25 protein-coding genes are annotated in these 24,453 nt (G+C 72.4%); 11 read left to right on the top strand and 14 right to left on the bottom strand.

Going from position 1 to position 24,453, the window contains the following annotated elements; genetic code table 11:
- Positions 1-76: 76 nt before the first annotated feature.
- The 5 genes from OG509_RS20345 to OG509_RS20325 all read right to left on the bottom strand — a co-directional run bounded on the left by OG509_RS20345 (position 77) and on the right by OG509_RS20325 (position 4,210).
- Entirely contained in the window at positions 77-1,153 is a 1,077-nt protein-coding gene (locus tag OG509_RS20345; RefSeq protein WP_406183857.1) for an aspartate-semialdehyde dehydrogenase, read from the bottom strand.
- Positions 1,150-2,424, bottom strand: coding sequence for an aspartate kinase (locus tag OG509_RS20340; RefSeq protein WP_030152812.1), 1,275 nt, complete (start codon positions 2,422-2,424; stop codon positions 1,150-1,152). The genes OG509_RS20345 and OG509_RS20340 overlap by 4 nt, the downstream gene beginning before the upstream one ends.
- A gap of 154 nt (positions 2,425-2,578) precedes the next feature.
- Positions 2,579-3,235 (bottom strand): DUF5063 domain-containing protein, encoded by a 657-nt coding sequence (locus OG509_RS20335; RefSeq protein ID WP_385573774.1) that lies wholly within the window; start codon positions 3,233-3,235, stop codon positions 2,579-2,581.
- Positions 3,228-3,827, bottom strand: coding sequence for a recombination mediator RecR (gene recR / locus OG509_RS20330; RefSeq protein WP_030152816.1), 600 nt, complete (start codon positions 3,825-3,827; stop codon positions 3,228-3,230). The genes OG509_RS20335 and recR overlap by 8 nt, the downstream gene beginning before the upstream one ends.
- A 38-nt stretch (positions 3,828-3,865) precedes the next feature.
- On the bottom strand, positions 3,866-4,210 hold the full coding sequence (locus OG509_RS20325) for a YbaB/EbfC family nucleoid-associated protein (RefSeq protein WP_385573776.1): 345 nt from the start codon (positions 4,208-4,210) through the stop codon (positions 3,866-3,868).
- Between the two features lie 267 nt (positions 4,211-4,477).
- On the opposite strand from OG509_RS20325, the gene OG509_RS20320 reads away from it, so the two are divergent.
- Positions 4,478-5,242: an SLATT domain-containing protein gene (locus tag OG509_RS20320; RefSeq protein WP_406183855.1), complete on the top strand. Its 765-nt coding sequence runs from the start codon at positions 4,478-4,480 to the stop codon at positions 5,240-5,242.
- A gap of 52 nt (positions 5,243-5,294) precedes the next feature.
- On the opposite strand, the gene OG509_RS20315 is transcribed toward OG509_RS20320, so the two are convergent.
- The 4 genes from OG509_RS20315 to OG509_RS20300 all read right to left on the bottom strand — a co-directional run bounded on the left by OG509_RS20315 (position 5,295) and on the right by OG509_RS20300 (position 10,704).
- The gene (locus tag OG509_RS20315) at positions 5,295-5,945 is read right to left on the bottom strand and encodes a hypothetical protein (protein ID WP_385573782.1); all 651 of its coding nucleotides are present in this window, start codon (positions 5,943-5,945) and stop codon (positions 5,295-5,297) included.
- A gap of 176 nt (positions 5,946-6,121) precedes the next feature.
- Positions 6,122-8,545 carry a glycosyltransferase gene (locus OG509_RS20310; RefSeq protein ID WP_406183854.1) on the bottom strand — a complete coding sequence of 808 codons (2,424 nt, stop codon included), beginning with the start codon at positions 8,543-8,545 and terminating at the stop codon, positions 6,122-6,124.
- Entirely contained in the window at positions 8,542-9,222 is a 681-nt protein-coding gene (locus OG509_RS20305; RefSeq protein ID WP_406183852.1) for a GntR family transcriptional regulator, read from the bottom strand. The genes OG509_RS20310 and OG509_RS20305 overlap by 4 nt, the downstream gene beginning before the upstream one ends.
- Positions 9,223-9,321: 99 nt before the next feature.
- The gene (locus tag OG509_RS20300; protein ID WP_053692712.1) at positions 9,322-10,704 is read right to left on the bottom strand and encodes an aspartate aminotransferase family protein; all 1,383 of its coding nucleotides are present in this window, start codon (positions 10,702-10,704) and stop codon (positions 9,322-9,324) included.
- Between the two features lie 170 nt (positions 10,705-10,874).
- Between OG509_RS20300 and OG509_RS20295 the strand changes: the two genes are divergently transcribed.
- Positions 10,875-11,537 (top strand): DJ-1/PfpI family protein, encoded by a 663-nt coding sequence (locus OG509_RS20295; RefSeq protein WP_406183851.1) that lies wholly within the window; start codon positions 10,875-10,877, stop codon positions 11,535-11,537.
- On the top strand, positions 11,530-12,030 hold the full coding sequence (locus OG509_RS20290) for a MarR family winged helix-turn-helix transcriptional regulator (protein ID WP_406183850.1): 501 nt from the start codon (positions 11,530-11,532) through the stop codon (positions 12,028-12,030). Before OG509_RS20295 ends, OG509_RS20290 begins: the two co-directional genes overlap by 8 nt.
- A gap of 10 nt (positions 12,031-12,040) precedes the next feature.
- Here OG509_RS20290 and OG509_RS20285 read toward each other — a convergent pair whose 3' ends face one another.
- A complete protein-coding gene (locus tag OG509_RS20285; protein ID WP_406183849.1) occupies positions 12,041-12,529 on the bottom strand; it encodes an HIT family protein in 489 nt (162 codons plus the stop codon).
- Between the two features lie 90 nt (positions 12,530-12,619).
- On the opposite strand from OG509_RS20285, the gene OG509_RS20280 reads away from it, so the two are divergent.
- From OG509_RS20280 to OG509_RS20250, 7 genes are all read left to right on the top strand, one after another.
- On the top strand, positions 12,620-12,919 hold the full coding sequence (locus OG509_RS20280; RefSeq protein ID WP_406183848.1) for a hypothetical protein: 300 nt from the start codon (positions 12,620-12,622) through the stop codon (positions 12,917-12,919).
- Positions 12,920-13,152: 233 nt separating this feature from the next.
- On the top strand, positions 13,153-14,130 hold the full coding sequence (locus OG509_RS20275; RefSeq protein ID WP_406183846.1) for an alpha/beta hydrolase: 978 nt from the start codon (positions 13,153-13,155) through the stop codon (positions 14,128-14,130).
- The gene (locus OG509_RS20270) at positions 14,123-15,346 is read left to right on the top strand and encodes an acyltransferase (RefSeq protein WP_406183844.1); all 1,224 of its coding nucleotides are present in this window, start codon (positions 14,123-14,125) and stop codon (positions 15,344-15,346) included. The genes OG509_RS20275 and OG509_RS20270 overlap by 8 nt, the downstream gene beginning before the upstream one ends.
- Complete coding sequence (locus OG509_RS20265; protein ID WP_406183842.1) at positions 15,339-16,682, top strand: sensor histidine kinase; 1,344 nt, start codon at positions 15,339-15,341, stop codon at positions 16,680-16,682. Before OG509_RS20270 ends, OG509_RS20265 begins: the two co-directional genes overlap by 8 nt.
- Before the next feature lie 9 nt (positions 16,683-16,691).
- Positions 16,692-17,372 carry a response regulator gene (locus tag OG509_RS20260; RefSeq protein ID WP_406183840.1) on the top strand — a complete coding sequence of 227 codons (681 nt, stop codon included), beginning with the start codon at positions 16,692-16,694 and terminating at the stop codon, positions 17,370-17,372.
- A gap of 87 nt (positions 17,373-17,459) precedes the next feature.
- Positions 17,460-18,812 (top strand): sensor histidine kinase, encoded by a 1,353-nt coding sequence (locus OG509_RS20255; protein ID WP_406183838.1) that lies wholly within the window; start codon positions 17,460-17,462, stop codon positions 18,810-18,812.
- Positions 18,809-19,468: a response regulator transcription factor gene (locus OG509_RS20250; RefSeq protein ID WP_030152841.1), complete on the top strand. Its 660-nt coding sequence runs from the start codon at positions 18,809-18,811 to the stop codon at positions 19,466-19,468. Before OG509_RS20255 ends, OG509_RS20250 begins: the two co-directional genes overlap by 4 nt.
- Before the next feature lie 71 nt (positions 19,469-19,539).
- Here the strand turns inward: OG509_RS20250 and OG509_RS20245 are convergent, their stop codons facing one another.
- Both OG509_RS20245 and OG509_RS20240 read right to left on the bottom strand, forming a co-directional pair.
- On the bottom strand, positions 19,540-19,899 hold the full coding sequence (locus OG509_RS20245) for a hypothetical protein (RefSeq protein ID WP_406183837.1): 360 nt from the start codon (positions 19,897-19,899) through the stop codon (positions 19,540-19,542).
- Entirely contained in the window at positions 19,896-20,552 is a 657-nt protein-coding gene (locus OG509_RS20240) for a DUF6232 family protein (protein ID WP_406183835.1), read from the bottom strand. The genes OG509_RS20245 and OG509_RS20240 overlap by 4 nt, the downstream gene beginning before the upstream one ends.
- Positions 20,553-20,685: 133 nt before the next feature.
- Here OG509_RS20240 and OG509_RS20235 point away from each other — a divergent pair, with 133 nt between their 5' ends.
- The gene (locus OG509_RS20235; RefSeq protein ID WP_406183834.1) at positions 20,686-21,882 is read left to right on the top strand and encodes a cytochrome P450; all 1,197 of its coding nucleotides are present in this window, start codon (positions 20,686-20,688) and stop codon (positions 21,880-21,882) included.
- A gap of 25 nt (positions 21,883-21,907) precedes the next feature.
- Here the strand turns inward: OG509_RS20235 and OG509_RS20230 are convergent, their stop codons facing one another.
- Positions 21,908-23,482, bottom strand: a complete 1,575-nt coding sequence (locus OG509_RS20230; protein ID WP_406183833.1) for an ABC transporter permease — start codon at positions 23,480-23,482, stop codon at positions 21,908-21,910.
- Positions 23,479-24,438 carry an ATP-binding cassette domain-containing protein gene (locus OG509_RS20225; protein ID WP_406183832.1) on the bottom strand — a complete coding sequence of 320 codons (960 nt, stop codon included), beginning with the start codon at positions 24,436-24,438 and terminating at the stop codon, positions 23,479-23,481. The genes OG509_RS20230 and OG509_RS20225 overlap by 4 nt, the downstream gene beginning before the upstream one ends.
- Positions 24,439-24,453: the final 15 nt, after the last annotated feature.

Here is a 24,453-nt window from a genome sequence, read left to right as displayed (position 1 = left end):
TGATTGCCCCGCCCGTCCAGGCGGCAGTCAGGCCATCACCTTGATCAAGGGATCAGCACTGATCCTACAAAGTGAATTACGCGAATTCACCAGCGATCAGTTCCGCGATCTGAGTGGCGTTCAGGGCGGCCCCGTTGCGGAGATTGTCCGCGCACACGAAGAACTCCAGGGAGCGCGGATCGTCGAGCGAGGCCCGCAGCCGCCCCACCCACGCCGGATCCGTCCCCGCCGCGTCCACCGGAGTCGGGAACTCCCCGGCCGCCGGATCGTCCACCACGACCACGCCGGGCGCGGCCTCCAGGATCTCCCGGGCGTCCGAGGCGTCCACCTCGGCCTCGAACCGCGCCCGTACGCTCAGCGAATGCCCGGTCAGCACGGGCACCTGCACGCAGGTCACCGCCACCGGGAGCGCGTCCAGGTGCAGGACCCGGCGGGTCTGCGCCCGTACGGCCAGCTCGTGCGAGGACCAGCCGCCCGCGCGCAGCTCGCCGGACCACGGCACCACGTTCAGCGCGAGCGGGGCCGCGAAGGGACCCGCGTCCTCGCCGACGGCGCGGCGCACGTCCCCGGTCTGCTCGCCCAGGGAGGTCCCGGCGACCAGCGACAGCTGGCGGCGCAGCGCCTCGGAGCCGGCCCGGCCGGCCGCGCTCGCGGCCTGGTACGAGGACACGGTCAGGTCGGCCAGCCCGTACTCGGCGTGCAGCGCGCCCAGGGTCGCGATCATCGCGGCGGTGACGCAGTCCGGGCTCGCGACGATCCCGCGCGGGCGCACCCGTACGGCCCGCGCGTTGACCTCGGGCACCACCAGCGGCACCTCGGGGTCCTCGCGGAAGGCCGCGGACTGGTCGACGGCGACGGCTCCGCGCGTGACGACGACCGGGGCCCAGCGGGCAGAGACCTCGGCCGGAGTCAGGAACAGCACCACATCGCCCTGGCCGATGCCCTCGAAGGCGTCCTCGGTGAGGGCGAGCACCTCGCACTCCTGCCCGCGCACGGCCAGCATGCGGCCGGCCGAGCGCCCGGAGGCGATCAGGCGTATGTCGCCCCAGACGTCCGCCCGCTGGGACAGGATCTGGAGCACCACGGAGCCGACTGCTCCGGTCGCCCCGACCACGGCGAGCGCCGGAGCCGGGGTCGACCGGGTGGCGGTCATCGTCCGGTGCCTCCGTAGACGACGGCCTCGTCGCTGTCGGAGTCGAGGCCGAAGGCCGTGTGCACGGCGCGGACGGCCTCGTTGACGTCGTCCTGGCGGGTCACTACCGAGATGCGGATCTCGGAGGTCGAGATCAGCTCGATGTTGACGCCCGCGTCGGACAGCGCCTGGAAGAAGGAGGCGGTGACGCCCGGGTTCGTCTTCATGCCCGCGCCGACCAGGGAGATCTTGCCGATCTGGTCGTCGTAGCGCAGCGAGTCGAAGCCGATGGCGCCCTTGGCCTTCTCCAGCGCGTCGATGGCCTTGTGGCCCTCGGTCTTGGGGAGGGTGAAGGAGATGTCCGTCAGGCCCGTGGACGCGGCGGACACGTTCTGCACGATCATGTCGATGTTGATCTCGGCGTCCGCGATGGCGCGGAAGATCGCCGCGGCCTCGCCCGGCTTGTCCGGTACGCCGACGACCGTGATCTTGGCTTCGGAGACGTCGTGAGCGACTCCGGAGATGATGGCGTGCTCCACCTGCTCGTCCCCTTGCGGATTCTCGTTGCTGACCCAGGTGCCCGGCAGTCCCGAGAAGGACGAGCGGACGTGGATCGGGATGTTGTATCGGCGTGCGTACTCGACACAGCGGTGCAGCAGCACCTTGGAACCGGAGGCGGCGAGCTCCAGCATGTCCTCGGACGAGATCCAGTCGATCTTCCGGGCCTTCTTCACGACGCGGGGATCCGCGGTGAAGACGCCGTCGACATCGGTGTAGATCTCGCAGACCTCGGCGTCCAGCGCCGCGGCGAGCGCGACGGCGGTCGTGTCCGAGCCGCCCCGGCCGAGGGTGGTGATGTCCTTGCTGTCCGCCGACACGCCCTGGAAGCCGGCGACGATGGCGATGTTGCCCTCGTCCAGCGCGGTGCGGATACGGCCCGGCGTGACATCGATGATGCGCGCTTTGTTGTGGACCGAGTCGGTGATGACGCCTGCCTGGCTGCCGGTGAACGACTGGGCCTCGTGGCCCAGGTTTTTGATCGCCATGGCCAGCAGGGCCATGGAGATACGCTCTCCGGCGGTCAGCAGCATGTCGAATTCACGCCCGGCAGGCATCGGGGATACCTGTTCGGCGAGATCGATCAGCTCGTCCGTCGTGTCGCCCATCGCGGAAACCACGACGACCACCTGGTGGCCGTTCTTCTTGGCGTCCACGATCCGCTTGGCGACGCGCTTGATGCCCTCGGCATCGGCTACGGAGGAGCCTCCGTACTTCTGCACGACAAGGCCCACGTGCGCTCCTCGCTCAGTCCGTCTCATTGCTGGTGCAGTGTAACGAGCGGTCGCGATCCGACCGCTTCGTACCACATCATGAGACGAACAGACCGGAGTTTGAGTTCCCCCGCCCGACGGGTACCCCGCTCGGGTTCCCCGCTGTCCCGGCTCCCTACTTCCCCGGCAGGCCCAGCCGGGCACCGATTTCCTCGGCCATCACCCGTCCGGCCTGCTCGGCGAGGTCGTCCTCGGCCAGGTCCTCGTCGGTGTCCAGGCCGTCCAGGGCCTCCAGCGGCTGGTCCAGCCGTACGTGCGCGATCAGCGACTGGAGGGCGCGCAGGGTGGCCGAGGCCGTCGGGCCCCAGTTGGTGAAGTACGAGAACTGCCACCACCACAGCGCCTCCGTGACGCGGCCCGACTGGTGGTGGATCAGCCCGTGCCGCAGGTCGGCCACCACGTCGGCCAGATCGTCGGAGATCCGGTGCGCCACCGGGGCCTTGCGCGGCTCGTACGGGTCGAAGACCTCGGAGTAGACGTCGACCGGCTCCAGCATGATCGCGAACCGCTCGCGCAGGTCGTCCACGTCCGGCTCCGGACCGAGGTCGGGCTCGTAGCGCTCGTCGGGCAGGACGTCCTGGTACGCGCCCAGCCGGCCGCCCGCCAGCAGCAGCTGGGACACCTCCAGGAGGAGGAAGGGCACCGCGCTGTCCGGGTCCTCGCCCTTGGCCACCTCGGTGACCGCGACGATGAAGGACTCGATCTGGTCCGCGATCTGGACGGCGAAGTCGTCCGGATCCTGGGCCAGGGCGTGCAGCGTTGCGTCAGACATCGAGAAGTCGCCTTCCTTCAAAGGCCCGCCCGAGCGTGACCTCGTCCGCGTACTCCAGATCTCCCCCGACGGGGAGCCCGCTGGCCAGGCGGGTGACCTTCAGGCCCATGGGCTTGATCATGCGGGCGAGGTACGTGGCGGTCGCCTCGCCCTCCAGGTTCGGGTCGGTGGCGAGGATCAGCTCGGTCACCTCGCCGTCCGCGAGGCGCGCCAGCAGCTCGCGGATGCGCAGGTCGTCCGGGCCGACGCCCTCGATCGGGCTGATCGCGCCGCCGAGGACGTGGTACCGGCCCCGGAACTCGCGGGTCCGCTCGATCGCGACGACGTCCTTCGGCTCCTCCACCACGCAGATGACCGTGGTGTCGCGGCGCGGATCGCGGCAGATGTTGCACCGCTCCTCCTGCGCCACGTTCCCGCACACCGCGCAGAACCGGACCTTGTCCTTGACCTCCAGCAGCGCGTGCGCGAGGCGGCGGACGTCGGTGGGCTCGGCCTGCAGGATGTGGAAGGCGATCCGCTGCGCGCTCTTGGGCCCGACGCCGGGCAGCCTGCCCAGTTCGTCGATCAGGTCCTGGACCACGCCTTCGTACACGGACTGCCTTCTTTCGCTATGGGGGGTGGGATGGAGGGCTAGAACGGGAGGCCGGGGATGCCGCTGCCGCCGCCCAGGCCCTGGGCCAGCGGGCCGAGCTTCTCCTGCTGGAGCGCCTGGGCGTTCTCGTTGGCCGCCTGGACCGCCGCGACGACCAGGTCGGCGAGGGTTTCGGTGTCCGACGGATCCACGGCCTTGGGGTCGATCACCAGCGCGCGCAGTTCACCGGAGCCGGTGACGGTCGCCTTCACCAGGCCGCCGCCGGCCTGGCCCTCGACCTCGGCCTGGGCGAGCGCCTCCTGGGCCGCGGCAAGGTCCTGCTGCATCTTCTGGGCCTGCTGCAGCAGCTGCTGCATGTTGGGCTGGCCACCACCGGGAATCACAGGTCACTCACTCCGTCACGTCTGTCCAAGCCTGGGACAGCTTGGTCAATCCGAGCCTACGTGCTCCCCGCTCGGCGCGCCCTACGCCGTGAGGACCAACTCTTTCGAGTGAGAGACGGGGCGTGCGCGTACCTGATGGAGACCTCCTTGCGGGCGGAAAACCGGGGATTCGTCGCCCATCGGCCGCCATTCGAAGGTAGGAAGAGCATGCGCATCATTGCGCACACGCGCACCACCACACGTCAGCGCAGGCAGAGGGAGTGCCGGGTGAGCCAGCCGGAGATGCAGCCCGAGGGGCCACCCCGGGATCCCCGGGAACCCCGGGACTCCCGGGAGGAGGGCGGCGGACCGATGGCGGCGGGCGATCTGACCGGTGGGCCGTTCCCCCTCGGGGACTGGGGCGAGCCGGCCGAGCGGCTGGACGAGCTCTACCGGCGGGTCGAGGCCGATGCGCTGCGCACCGCGGAGTGGTATCTGTCCGACCGGGCGTGGAAGCGCCGGGGCGCTCGCGTACTGCGGATCGGCGCGGCGGCCGGGGCGGTGGCCGGAGCCGCGATTCCGCTGCTGGAGCTGACGGGGGCCGCGCCGGGCGTGGCCCCGTACGGGTACCTCTCGCTGCTGCTGGCCGCGGCGTGCCTGGCCTGCGACCGGTTCTTCGGCATGACGTCGGGCTGGATGCGGGACGTGGCGACGGCGCAGGCGGTACAGCGCCGCCTGCAGACATTGCAGTTCGACTGGGCCTCGGAGAACGTACGGGAGGTCCTGGGGCCCACGGAGGGCACGGCGAGCGAGGCGGCGGAGCGGTGCCTGACCGTGCTGCGCCGCTTCTCGGAGGACGTGACGGAGCTGGTGCGGTCCGAGACCGCGGAGTGGATGGTGGAGTTCTCGTCGGGGCCGGCTCCGCTGGTGATGCAGTCGCTCGGCGCCCCCTCGTCCCGGGCCGAAGCGGGCCTCCCCCCGACCCGCTTCCCCCTCCCCCCGGGCACCCGCCCCAACATGCCCCGCCAGCGCCCCCCGGAACAGCCCCGCTGACCAGGCCCGCCGACGTGTGAGGGGCCGGGGGCGAGCCCCCGACCCGGCGGCATCAGCTGAAGATGATCATCGAGCCCTGTCCGAGGCTGCGCGTCGCGGCCGCATGCAGCCCCAGCCACACGTGCCGCTCCCGCGCGAAGGGGCTCTCGTCGTACGGGATCGGCCCCGCCGGCTCCTCCAAGGACGTGGGCCGTCCCGGCGCCGCAGGCGCCACCGGCGGATTCCCGGGGTCGATCCCGATCGCCGGCGCCACCACCATCAGCTCGCGCAGCAGCCCCTGCGCCGACCCCAGCGGACCGCCCCCGGCCAACAGCTCCTCGTTGGCCAGCGGAGCCGCGAAATCCACCGGCACGTACGCCCCGGCGTGGTCGTAGTGCCACACCAGGTGCGACTGCTGCGCCGTCGACTCGAACATCTCCAGCAGCTGCTCGTAGTCCCCGCCCAGCTCGTCCACCGGAGTCACCGGCAGCCCGCAGATCTGCAGCAGGTACGCCCGCCGCAGGAAGTGCAGGGCGTCGTAGTCGAAGCCGGCCACGGGGGCCACGTCCCCGCTCAGGCCCGGCATGTACGCGAACACGGGCACCGACGGCAGCCCCGCCGCGCCCAGTGCCTTGTCGTACGCGGCGATCTCTTCCGCGAACGGGTTGTCGGGGCTGTGGCACAGCACGTCGACAAGGGGGACCAGCCACAGGTCACAGGCCACGCGGGCTCCGATCAGTCGGTGTCGCCGATCCGGCCAGCGTAGTGCGCCGAACACCCTCCGCGAAGGGCTGCGCAGAACCTGTAGCGGAACCCTTGGCGAACCCGCGGCGGTAACCGGCCCCCATCAGGCACGACCGGCGCCGGAGCCGCCCGCCGCACCCGCGCCCGAGCCGCCCGCTACACCTGCCCCGGACCCACCCTCCAGACCCAGACGTCCTCGACCTTCTGCGGCTGCCGGCCCAGCAGCTCGCTGATCATGTCCCGCAGCTCCACCCCCCGGTCCTGGAACGGCAGCACGACCGCGCCCGCCTTCCAGAACTCCAGGTCCTGCCGGGCCTGCTCCCGCCACTGCGGGGTGATCGCCGGCGGCTGAGCCCCGTACCGGACGTCCCGCAGGAGGTTCGAGAGGTGCCGCGGGGTGGCCCCGTAGATGCCGATCCGGTCGGGCCCCCACGGGCCGTTGAAGTAGCCCCCGGCCAGCCGGAAGCCGAAGTCCGACTCCACCTGCCAGTGCAGCGCGTCCGCCTGCCCCGGGTCCGGCAGCGGTACCGGGACGAGTGCTTCGCCCTCCTTGACGTACCCCTTCCAGGCCCCCGAGGTGATGAACGCCGGCACCGGCGCCCGCTCCCGTACGGCCAGCGGCAGCGGCAGCACCGGGATCAGCGCCGCCGCCACCCCGAGCAGGCCGAGCGTGCGCAGCTCGCGCGTGCGCATCCGTACGATCCGGTCCAGCGCGAGCGCGAGCAGTACGCCCAGTACGGGGGCGCACACCATCGCCACGCGCCCCTCGATCACCGACTCGAACAGCGGCAGCTTCACCATCAGCCGCCACGGCCCCGGCAGCACGACGTCCGTACGCGGGACGGGCACCCAGGGCCCGAGGGACAGCGCCAGGGTCACGGCGCCGGTGATCGCGAGCGCCCGGACGACCCTGTTGCGCCACATCCACACGCACACGGCCACGCCGAGCGCCAGCAGCGGCCAGCCGTAGAAGGCGTTCTGCTCGGTGGTGTTCAGGGAGAGCCGCCCGGCCGTCTCGGCGTCGCCGAAGAGCGAGCGGGAGGCGTACTCGACCAGGGCGCGCGGGCTGTTCCCGGCGTTGTCCCCGTGCAGCACCGAGTGGTAGCTCTGCGGGCCGAAGAACTGCCAGTACAGCGGGAAGATCAGCAGCGGTACGCAGACGCCGGCGGCGATGACCAGGCCCAGGCCCAGCGGCCGTGCGGCCGCGAGGGCGCGCCGCCGGTCGACCAGCAGGTACGCCAGCGAGAAGACCAGCATGCCGAGCGCGGCGATGAGCAGCGGCTCCTCGCCGAGGAAGATCTGGTACGTCGCGAACAGCCCGAGCAGGACCCCGTCGCGGACGATGTCGCGCCCCTCGCACAGGCGCAGGGCCCGGTCGATGATCAGCGGGAGCATGAAGAGGACGACGAAGTTCGGGTGGCCGTTGGCGTGCGAGACCATCGGCGGCGCGAACGCGGCGAGCGCCCCGCCGGCGGCGGCGGCCCAGCGGCTCTGCACGAGGCGGCGGCGGATCAGCCAGTACCAGGTCCAGGCGCTGGCGGCCATGCCGAGCGTGAGGACGAGCGCGAAGGTGACCGTCTCCCCGAACAGGAGGGTGACCGGGATCAGCGGGACGGTCAGGCCGAGCATCGTGGCGTTGGCCATCAGGTTCACGCCGTCGGGCATGCCCTGGGCCGTGGTGAAGAGTGGATTGCGCAGGTGGGTGATGTTGTCGGTGGCAACACCGACGAACCACTCCCACTGGTTCTGGTCCTGGAGCGCGTCCTTGAGGTAGCGGCCGTCGAGGTCCGCCCACAGGCCGTGGAAGACGTACGCGGAGAGGGCGATGAAGACGGCGGCGACGGCGAGGCCGCCGGCGTTCAGCCGGAGGAGTTCCGCCAGCGCGCGGCGGCGGTCGCCGACGGCGCGGCGGGGGCGCGGCGCAGGGTCCGGGGTGCGGCGCACCGGTACCTCGGCCACGTGCCAGCCCTGGCGGCGTACCCAGCGCAGTACCTCGGCGTCGATGGCCGGGCCGTCGAGGACGGAGGCGCCGAAGGCGGCCCGCGCCCGGTCCCCGTCGAAGAGGGCGAAGCCGCAGGTGTCGGCGCGGAAGCCCGGTATCCCGGGGATGCCCAGGGCGCGGACCAGGCGGTTTCCCGACCGGCCGAGGGCGGCGGCCGTGCCTTGGCCCTCTTCGCCGAGAGCCTGCTCCAGTCGGTCCAGCTCGGCCGGCGGCGTCCCGGGCCCGGCGTCCGCGAGCAGCACCCGCTCCCCGGCGCAGGCGAGCACTCCGGCGCGCAGCGCCGCGCCCCTGCCGCGGTGGTGCTCGGAGCGGATCAGCCGGATCCGGGGCTCGTCGGCCGCCGCGGCTTCGACGAGGGCGGCGGTGGCGTCGGTGGAGGCGTCGTCGACGACGACGAGCTCCCAGTCGCCGGGGCCGCTGCCGTGGCGGGCGTCGAGGTGGGCGCGGAAGGCGTCGAGCGTCGGGCCGATCCGGTGCGCGTCGTCGTGGGCGGGGATGACGACGGAGAGGCCGACGGCACCGAGCCAGGCGGGGGCTTCGGGGGCTTCGGCTTCGCCGGTTGCGGTCGTGTCGGTCATGCGCCGACCGCCTTCAGGCCCGCGGCCCAGTCCAGCCCGTGCTGGTTGTACGCGTACACGAGGCTGCGTACCTCGTCGGCGTCGGCCCGGGTCACCGCGTCCACCAGCTCGTTGTGGCCGGACCACAGTCCGGTGTGCAGATCCGGCGCAGCCTTCAGGTGCGGTACGGCGAAGACCCAGCACTGCACCCGGATACGGTGCAGGAACTCCGAGATGTACGTGTTGCCGACCAGCCCGCTCAGCTCCCTCCAGAAGCGCAGGTCGTAGCCGATCAGCACTTCGAGGGAACCGCTCTGCGCGGCCCTGCACGCCTCCTCGGCACGACGGCGCACCGACACCAGCATTTCGCCGGAGCCGGGCGCGGTGCCGCGCTCGACGAGCCGCCGGAAGATCCCGTCCACTATGAGCGTACGGGCCTCGATCATGCCCCGGTAGTCGTCCACGGAGAAGACGCGCACGCGAAAGCCCCGGTGCTGAACCGATTCCAGCAGCCCTTGGGCCGCGAGGTCGACCAGTGCCTCGCGTACGGGGGTCGCGGAGACCTCGTACTGCTCGGCGATGTGCTTGACCGTGAACTCGGTGCCCGGTGGCAGGCGTCCCGCCAGCACCTCGTCGCGCAGCGCGTCCGCGATCTGCTGGCGAAGTGTGTTGCGGGTGACAGCGCCGCTGCCTGACATAGGGGTCCGTCTCCTTCAGTGAACTTTCGGACACCTTAGGCCAGACAGCGAGGCTGAAACCGGTCGAACCTCGGCCGTTACCTGATCGGACGCCGCCGGTCAGGCCGCCGTGGTGTGCCGGTCCGCGACCGTCAGCGCCTCGTCCAGCAGGGCCAGGCCCTCCTTGGCCTCCGCCTCCGTGATGGTGCACGGCGGCACGACGTGCGTCCGGTTCATGTTGACGAAGGGCCACAGGCCGGAGGCCTTGCAGGCCGCGGCGAACTCGGCCATCGGCGCGTTGTCGGCCCCGGCCGCGTTGTACGGGACGAGCGGCTCGCGCGTCTCCTTGTCGCGTACGAGCTCCAGCGCCCAGAACGCGCCCAGGCCGCGGACCTCGCCGACCGACGGGTGCCGCTCGGCGATCTCGGCGAGCGCCGGGCCGATCACGTTGGCGCCGAGGTGGGCGGCGTGCTCGACGACACCCTCCTCCTCCATGGCGTTGATCGTCGCCACGGCGGCGGCGCAGGCCAGGGGGTGGCCGGAGTACGTCAGGCCGCCGGGGTAGGGGCGGGTGGCGAAGGTCTCGGCGATGGCGCCGGAGATGGCGACGCCGCCGAGCGGCACGTACCCGCTGTTCACGCCCTTGGCGAAGGTGATCAGGTCGGGGGTGACGTCCCAGTGCTGGGCGGCGAACCACTTGCCGGTCCGGCCGAAACCGGACATGACCTCGTCGAGGATGAAGACGATGCCGTGGCGGTCGCAGAGCTCGCGTACGCCCGCGAGGTAGCCGGCCGGCGGGGTCATGATCCCGGCGGTGCCGGGCACGCTCTCCAGGATGATCGCGGCGATGGTCGCCGGACCCTCGAAGGCGATGGTGTCGGCGAGGTGCGCGAGGGCGCGCTCGCACTCCTCGGCCTCGGTGGCGGCGTGGAACGGCGAGCGGTAGAGGAACGGGCCCCAGAAGTGCACGACCCCGGCGGCGGCCGTGTCGGAGGGCCAGCGGCGCGGGTCGCCGGTCAGGTTGATCGCGGCGGCGGTGGCCCCGTGGTACGAGCGGTACGTCGACAGCACCTTCTGCCGGCCCGTGTGCAGACGGGCCATGCGGACGGCGTTCTCGACGGCCTCGGCGCCGCCGTTGGTGAAGAAGACCTTGTCCAGGTCGCCCGGGGTCCGCTCGGCGATGAGGCGTGCGGCCTCGGAGCGGACGTCGACGGCGAAGCCGGGCGCGAGGGTGCAGAGCCGGGCGGCCTGCTCCTGGATCGCGGCGACGACCTTGGGGTGCTGGTGGCCGATGTTGGTGTTCACCAGCTGGGAGGAGAAGTCGAGGTAGCGGTTGCCGTCGTAGTCCCAGAAGTACGACCCCTCGGCCCCGGCGACGGCGAGCGGGTCGATCAGGGCCTGGGCGGACCAGGAGTGGAAGACGTGGGCGCGGTCGGCGGCCTTGACGGCCGCGCCGGCGGCCGCGATGTCTGCGGGGTTGCCCGTGGTGACGTGAGGGGTCATGCGGCCACGCTAAGAGTGCCCAGGTGGGAGGGGATATCGGCGGACTGTCTGCGGGTGGGGGCCGGGCCTCGGCAGTCTGTCGCCACAGGATGTGGCACGGAGTGCGGAACGGGATGCGGAACCAGGTGATTGACAGCACACTGTCGAAGTGACAGCCTACTGTCATACCGATGGAAGAGGCGATGAAGATGACGAAGTCCACTGCGTCCACTCCGTCCACCCGGCCGGTCCACCTCGCGGTGTACGACACGTACGCGGACTGGGAGACCGGCCACACCACCGCGCACCTGACCCAGCGCGGCCGCCGGGTCCGTACGGTCGGCTTCGCCGCCGGAGTGCCCGTCACCACCATGGGCGGCGTCCGCATCCAGCCCGACCTGGCCCTCGCGGACCTCTCGCCCGAGGACTCCTCGCTCCTCATCCTGACCGGCGCCTCGCTCTGGGACTCCGGCGACGACCTGGCCCCCTTCGCGGCGAAGGCGCGCGAGTTCCTGGCGGCCGGGGTCCCGGTCGCGGCGATCTGCGGAGCCACGGCCGGCCTGGCCCGGGAAGGCCTGCTCGACGCGTACGCCCACACCGGCGCGGCCGCCGGCTACCTCGCGGGGCAGCCGGGCTACGCGGGCGCCGGGCGGTACGTCGAGGCCGACGCGGTGACGGACGGCGATCTGATCACGGCGGGCCCGACGGAACCGGTGGCCTTCGCCCGGGAGGTCTTCGCCCGGCTGGACGTCTACGGGCCGGAGGTCCTGGACGCCTGGTACCGCCTGTTCCACGACTCGGACGCGAGCGCGTTCCCGGTGCTGATGGCGGCGGGGGAGCGCGGCGATGCCTGACGCTTCGCCGGTACGGGCCCGGCAGGACCTGCTGAGCCGCACCGCGCTCGGGGTGTTCGGCCTGAACGGCCGGTTCCTCGCGATCTCGGAGGAGCTGGCCAGACCGGCCGGGCTGACCGCGGCCTGGTGGCAGGTGCTGGGCGCGGTGCTCCGGGAGCCGCTGCCGGTGGCGGGGATCGCCCGGGTCATGGGCATCACCCGGCAGAGCGTCCAGCGCATCGCGGACCTGCTGGCGGCGAAGGGCCTCGCGGAGTACGTCCCGAACCCGGCCCACCGGCGCGCGAAGCTGCTCCGCCCGACGGAGGAGGGGCGTGCCGCCGTGGCCCGCATCACCCCGGCCCACGCCGTCCTGGCCACCCGCCTCGCGGAGGAACTGGGCGAGGCGGCCTTCACGGAAACGGTCGAGGTCCTGGACCGCCTCACGAAGGCCCTGGACACGCTGCTGGCCGATACGGCCGATACGGCCGGTGGCCGCGAAGCGACGACGCCGTAGCCGCGCGCGGCTACCTCTCCGTCTCCGCCAGCCGGTCCAACTCCTCCCCGATGACGACGCGCAGCCCGTCGTGCCGGGGACCGAGCTCGTGGCGACCGCCCCGCCAGTACTCCTCCTGCTCGTACCGCCACACCGGCATGCGGACCCGGTCGGCGGGCTCCCAGTCGTAGCGGGGCCAGATGTGGGCGTGGAGGTACGGGTCGGTGTTGCCCAGGATCTCGATGTTCACCCGCCGAAAGGCCGGGTCGAGCCGCCGGCAGGCCCGTTCGACGGCCTCGGCGAGCCGCTCCATGTCACCGAGGTACGCCATCCGGCGCGCCCGCGGGAGATCCGAAAGCCGGGTCACTGACGGGTCGTCGGTCAGCAGCACCGCGTACCCGGGGAGGAACTGCCGGTCCCCGATCACGGCGAAGCCCTGGTCGAGGCGGCGCAGGACGGTCGGATTCCCGCCCCGATGCGCGCTGCCTATGCGGTCGTTGCGCCAGTCGTCGTTGGTCATCCCGGGACCCTAGTTCCGCATCAGGCAACGTTCACCCTGCCAGGTGGCACCGAGGCCAACTTCGGCTGACAGCGCATGAAGGCAGAGAAGATGACCACACGGACCGACCGCGTCGACCATGAACTGATCCGGGCCGCGAGGCATATCGCAGCCACTCGCTGCCAGGGCGACAACCACACCACGGCGGCTGCGGCCCGCGCCCTGGACGGCCGGATCGTCACCGCGGTGAACGCCTACCACTTCACCGGAGGCCCCTGCGCCGAGCTGGTCGTCATCGGTGCGGGCGACAGCCTCCGGACCGTCTCCATCACCGACCTGCTGCCCGAAAGCTACATCTGGGCTGACCACCAGCTCGACGCCGAGCAAAGCGCACCGATCAGCACGAGCTGACACCCCGGGCGGCTACGTCCGGGGTCCCGGGTCCCGGGTCCGGGGGATGCATCCCCATGGATGGCCGACCTCTTCGGGTGTGGCTCTCAGGTCTGCCCTGTCATACCTGAGAGCTATGCGGAAAGGGGGCTCCGCAGCGGGACGCCGACGATGCCCCTCAATTCCTAACTTCGAAACCAGAGATGACGCGAGCACAGCTCCTCTGGATCGAGCGAAGGAAAAGGGACCCCGCCATGACCCGCGCCGCAGGACCCCCCGTTGGACGCCGCGCAGGACGACCCCGCGGCCGGCTGCGGCGCACCCTGCTGGCCGGGCTCGTCGCCGCGGCCGTCGTGCTCCCCGTGTCCGCCGCCGCCTCTGCCGACGTCCCCGCTCCGGCGCCCGCCGTACTCGCCGAACACGCCACGCTTCCCGACCGGTACGCCGCCCACCGCGCCGACCTCGCCGAGGCGGCCCGGATGGCGCAGGGCGCCGGCCGCACCGGCCGCGCAGCGAAACTGCACGCCATGGAGGCGGACGGCACCGCCCGGTTCCTCGCCTTCGACGGCCGCGGCAAGGGCCGGGCCGTCGAGGTGCTCGGCGATCTGGAGACCGCCGACCGGGTCGCCGTCCTGGTGCCCGGCTCCGACACCACGCTGGACACCTACCAGCGGCTGCGCGCCGGGGCCGTCGCCCTGCAGCAGCGCCTCCAGGCCGAGCATCCCCGATCCGCCGTGGTCGCCTGGCTCGGGTACGACACCCCCGGTACGGTCAGCGCGACCGTCCTGACCGCCGACCGGGCGGATGCGGCGGCCGCTGAACTGGGCCCCTTCCTCGACCGCTTGGGGCGGGCCGCCGCGCCAGGCGCCCGGCTCTCCCTGCTCTGCCACTCGTACGGGTCCGTGGTCTGCGCCCGGACCCGCACCGGCCCCGAAGTCGCCGACATCGCCCTGTTCGGCAGCCCCGGCACCGGCGCCGGCTCCGCCGCCGAACTGCCGACCGGCGCCCGGGTCTGGGCCGGGCGCGGCGGGTCCGACTGGATCGGCCATGTCCCCCATGTCCGCCTCGGCGGGGTCGGCTTCGGCACCGACCCCGTCGACCCGGCCTTCGGGGCCCGGCCCTTCGCCGCCGGCCCCGGCGGCCACAGCGACTACCTCAAGCCCGGCACCGCGTCCCTCGACAGCCTGACCCGCATCGTCCTCGGCACCGCCCCGGAGGTTCCCCATGCCTGAGCTCCGCGCCCGCTGGTCCGTCCTCGCGGACCGCATCGACGCCGGGACACCCGCCGACCGGGACCGGACCGTGGACGCCCTGCGGGCCTTCGCCATCCTCGGCGTGGTCCTGGGCCACTGGCTGGTGACCGCGCTGACCACCGCCAACGGCGGCCTGAGCACCACCAGTCCGCTGGCCCACCTGCCGTGGCTGGCGCCGGTGTCCTGGGTGTTCCAGACGCTGGCCGTGTTCTTCCTGGTCGGCGGTCATGTCGCGGCCCGCGGCCACGCCTCGGCGCGCGAGCGCGGGGTCCCGTACGGGGTGTGGGTCGGGCAGCGGCTGTCGCGGCTGTTCCGGCCGGTCGCCGCGGTGCTCGCCTTATGGGCCGTGACGGCGGCCGGGATGCTGCTCGGCGGCGCCGAGCCGAGCACGGTCCAGACGCTGGTCAAGCTCGTCCTCTCCCCGCTCTGGTTCCTCCTCGTCTTCGCCGTGCTGACCGCCGCCACGCCGCTCGTGGCCCGGCTGAGCCCACTGTGGCCGCTGGCCGTGGTGGCCGGTGTTGACGTGTGGCGGTTCGGCCTCGGCGGGCCCGAGTGGATCGGCTGGGTCAATGTGGCCGCCGGCTGGCTCGTCCCCTACGCCCTGGGCGCCGCCTGGTCCCGCGGGGCGTTCGCCCGGCGCGCCCCGGCAGCCCTGCTGTTCGGCGCCGGCGCCGCGGCCACCGTCGGGCTTGTCCTCTGGGGTGGGTATCCGGCGTCCATGGTCGGCGTCCCCGGGGCCCCGATATCGAACCTGAACCCGCCGACGCTGGCCGCCGTGGCCTTCGGCCTGGCCCAGTGCGGGCTGGCCCTGCTGCTCCGCGGGCCGCTGGAGCGGGCCATGCGTCGGCCGCGGGCCTGGGCGAAGGTGGCGCTGATGAACCTGTCCGCGATGACGATCTTCCTGTGGCACCAGACCGCGATGATGACCGTCACCGCCCTGGGGCTGCTGGCCCCCGCCGATCTGCCCGGGCTGCACACCGTGCCCGACTCCCCGCAGTGGATAGCCGCCCGGCTGCTGTGGCTGCCGGTGTTCGCCGCCGCGCTGGGCGTCTGCTGGGCCGCGTTCCGTACGTACGAGCAGGCCGGCCGGCCGAAGCGGAGCACGCCCTCCCGGACGGTCGCCGGGACGGTCACCGACTCCCGGACCGCGGCCCGCACCCTGCGGGCGCCCGAAGAGGTGATCCACCATGCCTAGGCTGGACGACGTGAACGAGCAGAGCGAGCCACCCGCCGCGGGAGTTGAAGCGCAAGCGGACTCCGGCAGGACCACCGCGCCGCGAGCCCGGCTCCTGCGGCCCCTGGTCCACGACCTGCTCACCATCGAGCGGGACCCGCTGCCCAGGATGTCCCGGCCGCGCTGGCTGGCCCGGCTGCCGCACGCGGTGGTCATCTACGCCGCGGTCTTCTTCGGGTTCCTCACCGCGCAGCAGATGGGCGAGCACTACGACGACTACGGCGGCATCCCGCTGCTGGCGGCGCTCCTGACCGGCGCGGCCATCGTCCTCGCGATGTTCCGCCCGATCGGCGGGTGGTGGCTCGGCCAGCTGGCCGCGGGCGTGGCCGCCTGGTCGATCCAGGACAACGTCGGCCCCGGCCAGACCTGGCCGTGGATGCCCTCCGGGCTCCCCGCGTTCGCACTCGTCCTGTTGCTGGTGGCCCTGCGGATGCCGCCCCGGGTGACCGTCGCCGCGGTCGCCGTCCCCATCGCGCTGACCGGTCTGGCCGAGCTGCTGTTTAAACCGGAGCACAGCCAGAGCAGCGTCCTGGCCGCACTTCTCCTCTTCGGCTTCGTCGGCCTGCTCGGTTACGCCCTGCGGGCCACCCGCCTGGCCCGCGGCAAGCTCGTCGAACAGGAGACGATCACCGAGGAGGAGCGGGCCCGGCGCACCCTGCTGGAGGAGCGCAGCCGGATCGCCCGCGAGCTGCACGACGTCGTCGCCCACCACATGTCGGTGATCTCCATCCAGGCACAGGTCGCCCCGCACCTGGTGGAGAACCCCTCCGAGGAGCTCAAGGAGAACCTGGCGGGCATCCGGGAGAACGCGCTGGAGGCCCTGACGGAACTGCGCCGGGTGCTGGGCGTGCTGCGCTCCGAGCAGCCCGACGACCCGGCGAACCCGCACCATCCCCAGCCCACCCTCGCCGAACTGGACGGCCTCGTGGACAACGTGCGCAGCGCCGGCCTGGCCGTCACCACCGAGATCGCGGGCATCCGGCGGCCCCTCACCCCGGGCGTCGAGCTCACCGCGTACCGGATCGTGCAGGAGGCGCTGAGCAACTGCCTGCGCCACGCGCCCGGATCGCGGGTGGAGGTCGGCATCGCGTACGGGCCGCGCGAGCTGCACCTGTGCATCGCCAACAGCGCCCCGACCCGGCCGGCCCCGCCCTCCCACGGCGCCGGGCACGGGCTGCTCGGGATGCGGGAGCGGGCGGGCATGCTGGGGGGCGAGCTCGCCGCCGGCCCCCGCCCCGGCGGAGGGTACGAGGTGAGCGCCGTGCTCCCGATGGATCCCGAGACGAAGAAGGACTGAAGAGGACGCATGAGCACTCCGGCCGACCCGATCAAGGTGATGATCGCCGACGACCAGATGATGGTCCGGCAGGGCTTCACCGTCCTCCTCAACGCCCAGCCCGACATCGAGGTCGTCGGCCAGGCCGTGGACGGGGCCGACGCGGTGGCCAAGGTCGCCGGACTCGGGCCGGACGTGGTCCTGATGGACATCCGCATGCCCGGGATGGGCGGCATCGAGGCCACCTCGATCATCACCGCCGCCCCGGACTCCGCCGTCAAGGTGCTGGTGCTGACCACCTTCGACCTCGACGAGTACGTGTACGAGGCGCTGCGCGCCGGGGCCTCGGGGTTCCTGCTGAAGGACGCGTCGGCCGACCAGCTCGCGGAGGCGGTCCGGGTGGTGGCGGCCGGCGAGGCGCTGCTCTCGCCGAACATCACCAAGCGGCTGATCACGGAGTTCTCCCGGATGGGGGCGCCTCGGGCGCCCTCCAAGGCGCGGATCGACGAGCTGACCGAGCGGGAGACGGAGGTGCTGTCGCTGATCGCGCAGGGGCTGTCCAACGCGGAGATCGCCGCGCACCTGGTGGTGGCCGAGCAGACCGTGAAGACCCATGTGGGGCGGATCCTGGTGAAGCTGGGCCTGCGGGACCGCACCCAGGCCGCGGTGTTCGCCTACGAGACGGGTCTGGTCCGTCCGACGGGCTACTGAGTGCCCCGGGTAGTACTTGAGGGGGAGGCCGAGATATCCCCTTCAGCGGCGACGCGGACGAGGGGGCGGCCGACCTACGGTGTGGGTATGACCGAGACGACCTCCCGGGCGAACCCCCGGACACCCGAGTTCCGGATGGCCTCCGGCCTGTTCCAGAGCGTGCGCCGGGATCTGATCACGGACGCCTTCGCGTACCGGCCGCTGGCGCCGATGCGCACCGACGGTCCGGTGACGCGGCGGCTGCCCGGGCGGATACGGCCGTACATGGCGTATCTGCCGCATGCGGTCGTCGGGTTCGTCGCGTTCTTCGTGGTGATGCTGACGTCCACGACCAGCGGGGAGTACGTCGTACCGAGCAGCTCCCTCGTGATGGGGCTGGTCGCGGCCACGCCGGTGCTGATGACCCTGGTGCGACCCGTGGGCGCGTTCTGGGCGGCCATCGCCGCCACCGGGGCGCTCGCGGTGGTCGGCTCCGGCATGAACGACGTGTGGCCCTGGACTCCGGGTGCCTTCGTCTCCTACCTCGCCACGGTGACCTTCGCCGCGATGCGGACCAGGCCCCGGGCGGCGGGCTGGATGTGGCTGATCACCCTGGGGGTCGGGATCGGGGTACCGGTCGTGCTCGGCCGGGGGGAGCCGGTCGAGATCATGCCGATGGCCTTCCTCCTGGCGGTGTCGCTGCTGGTGGTGACGGTCCGCAACATACGCAGGGAAGCGGAGGAGGAGGTCAGCGCGCAGCAGGAGGTCACGGCCGTAGAGCGGGACCGGCGGACGCTGCTGGAGGAGCGGACGACGATCGCGCGGGAGCTGCACGACGTGGTGGCCCACCACATGTCGGTGGTGGCGATCCAGGCGGAAGCCGCGCCGTACCGGGTGAAGAACCCGCCGCCGGAGCTGGAGGCGGCGTTCGCCACCATCCGGGAGAACGCGGTGGCGGCGCTGACGGAGCTGCGCCGGGTGCTGGGTGTGGTGCGCTCCGCGGACTACGAGGCGCCGGACGCCCCGCAGCCGACGCTGGCCTCGTTGGACGGGCTGCTGGCCAATGTGCGGGAGGCCGGGCTGAGCGTGGAGAAGACGGTGACGGGTGCGGTGCGGGAGCTGCCGCCGGGTGTGGAGCTGTCGGCGTACCGGATCATCCAGGAGGCGCTGAGCAACACCCTGCGCCATGCGCCGGGGGCTGCGGCCTCCGTCGAGGTCTCGTACGTACTGGGCGGGCTCGGCATACGGGTGGTCAATGCGGCGGCGACCGGGGATGTGCGGCCCTCGCCGGGCGCGGGGCACGGGATCACCGGGATGCGGGAGCGGGTGGCCATGCTGGAGGGCGAGATGACGGCCGGGGGGACCGAGGCGGGCGGGTACGAGGTGGCGGTGTTCATACCGGTGCGCGGACGACAGGGCGAGGCGCAGGACGCGACGCAGGCACCGGGGCAGTCGGCATGACGATCAGGGTGCTCATCGTCGACGACCAGATGATGGTCCGGGAGGGCTTCTCCGTCCTGCTGAACGCGATGGACGGCATCGAGGTGGTCGGCGAGGCGGTGGACGGCCGCGAGGCCATCGCCAAGGTGGCGGCGCTGCGGCCGGACGTGGTGCTGATGGACATCCGGATGCCGGTGATGAACGGGCTGGAGGCGACGCGGGAGATCGTGGCCTCAGACACGGACGCGAAGGTGCTGGTCCTGACGACCTTCGACCTCGACGAGTACGTGTACCAGGCCCTGCGGGCCGGAGCCTCCGGGTTCCTGCTCAAGGACGCCTCGGCCCGGCAGCTGGCCGACGGGGTGCGGGTGGTGGCCTCCGGTGAGGCGCTGCTGGCGCCGACGGTCACCAAGCGGCTGATCCTGGAGTTCTCGAAGCTGTCGACCCCGCCGAAGCTGGCGGACCCTGCGGGGATCGGGGAGTTGACGGAGCGGGAGACGGAGGTGCTGGTGCTGATCGCGCAGGGGCTGTCCAACGCGGAGATAGCGGACCGGCTCATCGTCGCGGAGTCCACGATCAAGACGCACGTCAGCCGCATCCTGGTGAAACTGGGCCTGCGCGACCGCACCCAGGCCGCGGTGTTCGCCTACGAGACCCGCCTGGTGACCCCGGCATAGCGGGGTCACCAGGCGGGGCGGGGTCACCAGGCGGGGCGGGGTCACCAGGCGGGGCGGCGTCGGCGGGGCGGCTAGACGGCGAGGAGTTCCAGGACGGCCCGTACGGCGTCGAGAACGGGCTGGCCGATCGCCCCGACCGTGGCGGCGATGCCCGCGACGGCCATCAGCGCCCGGTGCCGCTCCTCGGGCGGGGCCGCGCCGGAGTCGGCCGAGAGGGCCGGCAGCGCATCGTCGATGGACCGCGCGGTCAGCGGGGGCACCTGCTCGCGCAGCTCCTCCAGCAGGGCGACCAGCTCGCGGACGGCCTCGGCGAGGGCGGGATCGGCCGGGCAGGCAGCCGCGGACTCCGGGTCGTGGTTGACCATGCCGGTGTTGTGCGTACCGCCGTGCATGTTGACGGTCCGGCCGAAGTAGTAGCTGTCCCCGCTCATGCGGCTCTCATCCCCACGTTGTTGGAGCCGCCGTACATGTTCACGGCGTCGCCGAAGTAGTAGTTCCTCAGGCTGCTGATCGTCAGCCGCTCGACTCGGACGCGGAGTTCCGTGTCCGGGTTCTCGATCGCGTGGGCGATCTGGTGGACGAGCCGGTTCAGATGGCCGGTCTCCCCGGTGACCAGCGCGGTCGACTGTCCGTTCGACTCGACGGCCAGCACGAAGTGGGAGGGCGCCGTCAGCACCGCGAGCAGTTCCACGACGAGGTAGATCATGGCCACCGCGCAGGCGAACAAGACGAACCCCATCAAGCCGTCCTGGCTGTCGCGATCACGGCCGAAGGTGTCCGCCGCGGTCGCGAACAGCAAGAACGCCACCGCCGTGAGGAGCGTGATCGCCAAGCGCTTCACGAAGGTCAGCACGGCTTCTTTGCGGCGCGGATTCAGGACGAACGTGTACACGCGGGCCACGTTCTGGAGCGGGTAGACCGCCCCGCCCACCCACAAGAGCCGCTTGGTGACGGTCAGATCAAGACTGTCCGGCAGCCCGGCCGCGGTGGCTGGAGGCGCCCCCGGAGGTTGCTGCGGAAGCGGCGGCGGCGAGGCCGGCGATGCCGGCGGCCGGTGCCATGGCCTCTGTGGCTGCTCAGGCACGGGTGGCCCTGTCGCTTCCATACATCCCCCTGAGATGGAACCGCATCGGAACGAAGCCTCATTAGGCCCCCGGCGCGCCAGCCCCACAAGGCGAGTTCCGGCCGCGCGCGGGGCCTTCTTCTACAGTGAAGGGATGGGCTTTGATCCGTGGGACGCCGCGTTTGTTGCCGATCCTTACCCTGCCTACCGGGAGCTGCGGGAGCAGGGGCGGGCGCTGTGGTGGGAGGCCACCGGGCAGTGGCTCGTGCCGCACTACGCCGATGTGAGCGCGCTGCTGCGCGACCGCCGACTGGGCCGGACCTACCTGCACCGCTTCTCGCACGAGGAGTTCGGCCGCGAGGCCCCGCCCCCGGGGCACGAGCCCTTCCATGTCCTCAACGACAACGGCCTGTTGGACCTGGAGGATCCCGCCCACGCGCGCGTACGGCGCCTGGTGTCCAAGGCGTTCACCCCGCGGACCGTGGAGCAGCTCGCGCCCGCCGTGGACCGGCTCGCCCGGGAGCTGGTCGGGCAGCTCCTCGCCGACGGGGGCGGGGACCTTCTCACCGTCGTCGCCGAGCCGCTGCCCGTGGCGGTGATCGCCGAGCTGCTCGGGGTCCCGGAGGCGGACCGGGCCCTGCTGCGGCCCTGGTCGGCCGACATCTGCGGGATGTACGAGCTCCGCCCGGACGAGGAGACCGCGCAGCGGGCGGTCCGCGCGAGCGTGGAGTTCAGCGCCTACCTGCGCGAGCTGATCGCCGAGCGGCGCAAGGAGCCCGGCGAGGATTTGATCTCCGGTCTGATCGCCGCCCACGATGACGAGGGGCAGCTCAGCGAGCAGGAGATGATCTCCACCTGCGTGCTCCTGCTGAACGCGGGCCACGAGGCCACCGTGAACACCACCGTCAACGGCTGGTGGGCCCTCTTCCGCCACCCCGAGCAGCTCGCCTCGCTCGATTCCGAAAAGTTGTCCACAGCTGTGGATGAACTCATGCGTTACGACACCCCCCTCCAGCTGTTCGAGCGCTGGGTGCTCGACGACATCCGGATCGGCGACACCCTCATCCCGCGCGGAGCCGAGGTCGCTCTGCTCTTCGGGTCCGCGAACCGGGATCCCGCCCGGTTCGAGCGGCCCGATGCCCTGGACCTCGTACGGGCCGACAATCCGCATGTCAGCTTCGGCGCCGGGATCCACTACTGCCTGGGCGCTCCGCTCGCGCGGCGGGAGCTGACCGCCTCGTTCGGGGCCCTGCTGGCAGACGGCGTCCCGCCCCTGAAGCTCGTACGGGAGCCTCGGTGGCGGGACGGGTACGTCATCCGCGGTCTGGACGAACTCCTCGTGGAGTTCTGAGAGTTCACAGAATTCGGGGTGGGTACTACACCGCCAGGTCCCGGCGGCGCAGTGCCGTCAGGCCGGCCGCCAGCAGGGCCGCCGCCAGCGCGGTCAGCGCCAGCAGCGGGGCCCAGGCCACAGCCTCGGCGCCCGGCAGCTTGGGCAGGTGGGCGAAGGGCGAGAGGTTCAAGGCGGCCTGCGGGAGGTTCAGCGCCGGGCCGATCCAGCCCAGCGTCAGCGCACCCCCGGCCACCGCCCAGGCGGCCACCGCGTACCGCGGGGCGGCGCCGTGCAGGAGGGCCGCGAGGGCGCCGATCACCCAGACCGCCGGGAGCTGGGCGAGCGTCGCGCCCACCGCCGCACCCATATGGTGCCCGTGCCCGATCCCCAGGCCCAGCCCCGCCAGCAGCAGGATCAGCGCCGAGCCGCCGAACGCCACCGCCAGGTGGCCGCCGGCCCAGCGCAGCCGGCCGACCGCGTTCGCGAGCAGCGGTTCGGCGCGCTGCCCGGACTCCTCGCCGCTCAGCCGCAGCACCGCCGAGACGATGTACAGGGCGGCGATCATGCCGAGCATCCCGGCCATCGTCGCGAGGAAGGCGTCCGCGATCCCGCTCCGCCCGCCCATCCGCTCGATGATCTCGCGAGTCCGTTCGTTGTCGCCGACCAGCTGCGTGGCCCCGTCCGTCATCCCGCCGAAGACCACCCCGGCCGCCAGGAACGCCAGGCTCCACCCGATCAGGCTCCCCCGCTGGAGCCGCCAGGCCAGCGCCCCCGCACTGCCGAGCCGGCCCTCCGCCGGGCCCGGCCGGGCCGGCAGGAAGCTCATGCCGACGTCGCGGCGCCCGGCCAGCGCGTACGCCGCCGCCACCTGCACCGCCACGGCCGCCGCGAACAGGGCGAACACCCACCAGCGTTCGGCCGCGAAGGCCCGTACGTGCTCCAGCCAGCCCAGCGGCGACACCCAGGTCAGCACGCTCGAACCCCCGGCGCTCCCGGCGTCCCCGGCGGCGCGCAGCACGAACGCCGCGCCGATCAGCGCGCCCGTGAGCCCCTTCGCGAGCCGCGCGCTCTCGGTGAGCTGCGCCGCGATGGCGGCAAGGGCCGCGAACAGCATCCCGGTGGCGCCGATGCCGAGCCCGAGGGCGAGCGCACCGCCCGCCCCGCGACCGGCGAGCCCGGCCGTCACCAGCAGCGCGGCCAGCCCGTTGGCCGTCAAGGCCGCCAGCAGCGCGGCCGTCAGCGGTGCCCGGCGGCCCACCATCGCGGCGGACAGCATCTCCTGACGGCCCGTCTCCTCCTCCTCGCGGGTGTGCCGGACCACGACGACCAGGCTCATGACCCCGGCCAGCACCCCGGCGAAGACCCCGCCGCGCCATGCGGTCAGGCCGCCGATGGAGTCGCCGAAGGCCGGCCCGTACAGGGCGCGCAGCGAGCCGTTGGTGTTCATCGTGGTGAGCAGCCGGGCCCGTTCGGCGGCCGTCCCGTACACCGATTCCAGCGAGGCGGGCAGGCTGAGCACCAGCAGCGCCACGACCATGATCCAGACCGGCATCATCACGCGGTCGCGGCGCAGTGCGAGGCGCAGCAGCGTGCCGGTGCCGGCCAGTTGGTCCTTCATCGCGACACGCCCACCTTCACGCTCGCGCCACCGCCGTCGCCGTGTGCGCCGTCCGCGCCGCCCTCGGCGTCAGCGCCGTCCGCGTAGTGCCGCAGGAAGAGCTCCTCCAGCGTGGGCGGGGTCGAGGTCAGCGACCGCACCCCCGAGTCGGCGAGCGAGCGCAGTACGGCGTCCAGCTTGTCCGTATCGGCCTGGAGCCGGATCTTCAGCCCCTGCACCTCCACGTCGTGCACGCCCGGCAGGTGCGCGATGCCGTTCGGCGGGCCGGCGAGCTCGGCGCTGATCGACGTACGGGTCAGGTGCCGCAGGTCGGCCAGCGTGCCCGTCTCCACCGTGCGGCCCTTGCGGATGATGCTGACCCGGTCGCAGAGGGTCTCGACCTCGCTCAGGATGTGCGAGCTGAGCAGGACGGTCCGCCCGGCGGCGCGCGCCTCGGCGACGCAGCCCTGGAAGACCCCCTCCATCAGCGGGTCCAGCCCGGAGGTGGGCTCGTCGAGGATGAGCAGTTCGGCGTCGCAGGAGAAGGCGGCGACGAGCGCGACCTTCTGCCGGTTTCCCTTGGAGTACGTACGCCCCTTCTTGGTGGGGTCCAGCTCGAACCGCTCGATCAGCTCGGCGCGCCGGGCCCGGTCCAGGCCTCCGCGCAGCCGCCCGTAGAGGTCGATGACCTCGCCGCCGGAGAGGTTGCGCCACAGGGTGACGTCGCCGGGGACGTAGGCGACGCGGCGGTGCAGTTCCACGGCGTCGGCCCAGGGATCGCCGCCGAGCAGCTCGGCGGTTCCGGAGTCGGCGCGCAGCAGGCCCAGCAGAACCCGGATGGTGGTGGATTTCCCGGAGCCGTTGGGGCCGAGGAAGCCGTGGACCTCGCCGGTGGCGACCGAGAGGTCGAGGCCGTCCAGTGCGTGGGTGCGGCCGAACGCCTTGTGGAGTCCGGCGACGCTGATTGCCTTCGTCATGATTTTGAACGTACG

Source organism: Streptomyces sp. NBC_01006 (assembly GCF_045162725.1).
Lineage (GTDB): Bacteria > Actinomycetota > Actinomycetes > Streptomycetales > Streptomycetaceae > Streptomyces.
Note: the sequence above shows the minus strand (reverse complement) of the source record. Positions and strands in the feature narration are given on the sequence as shown.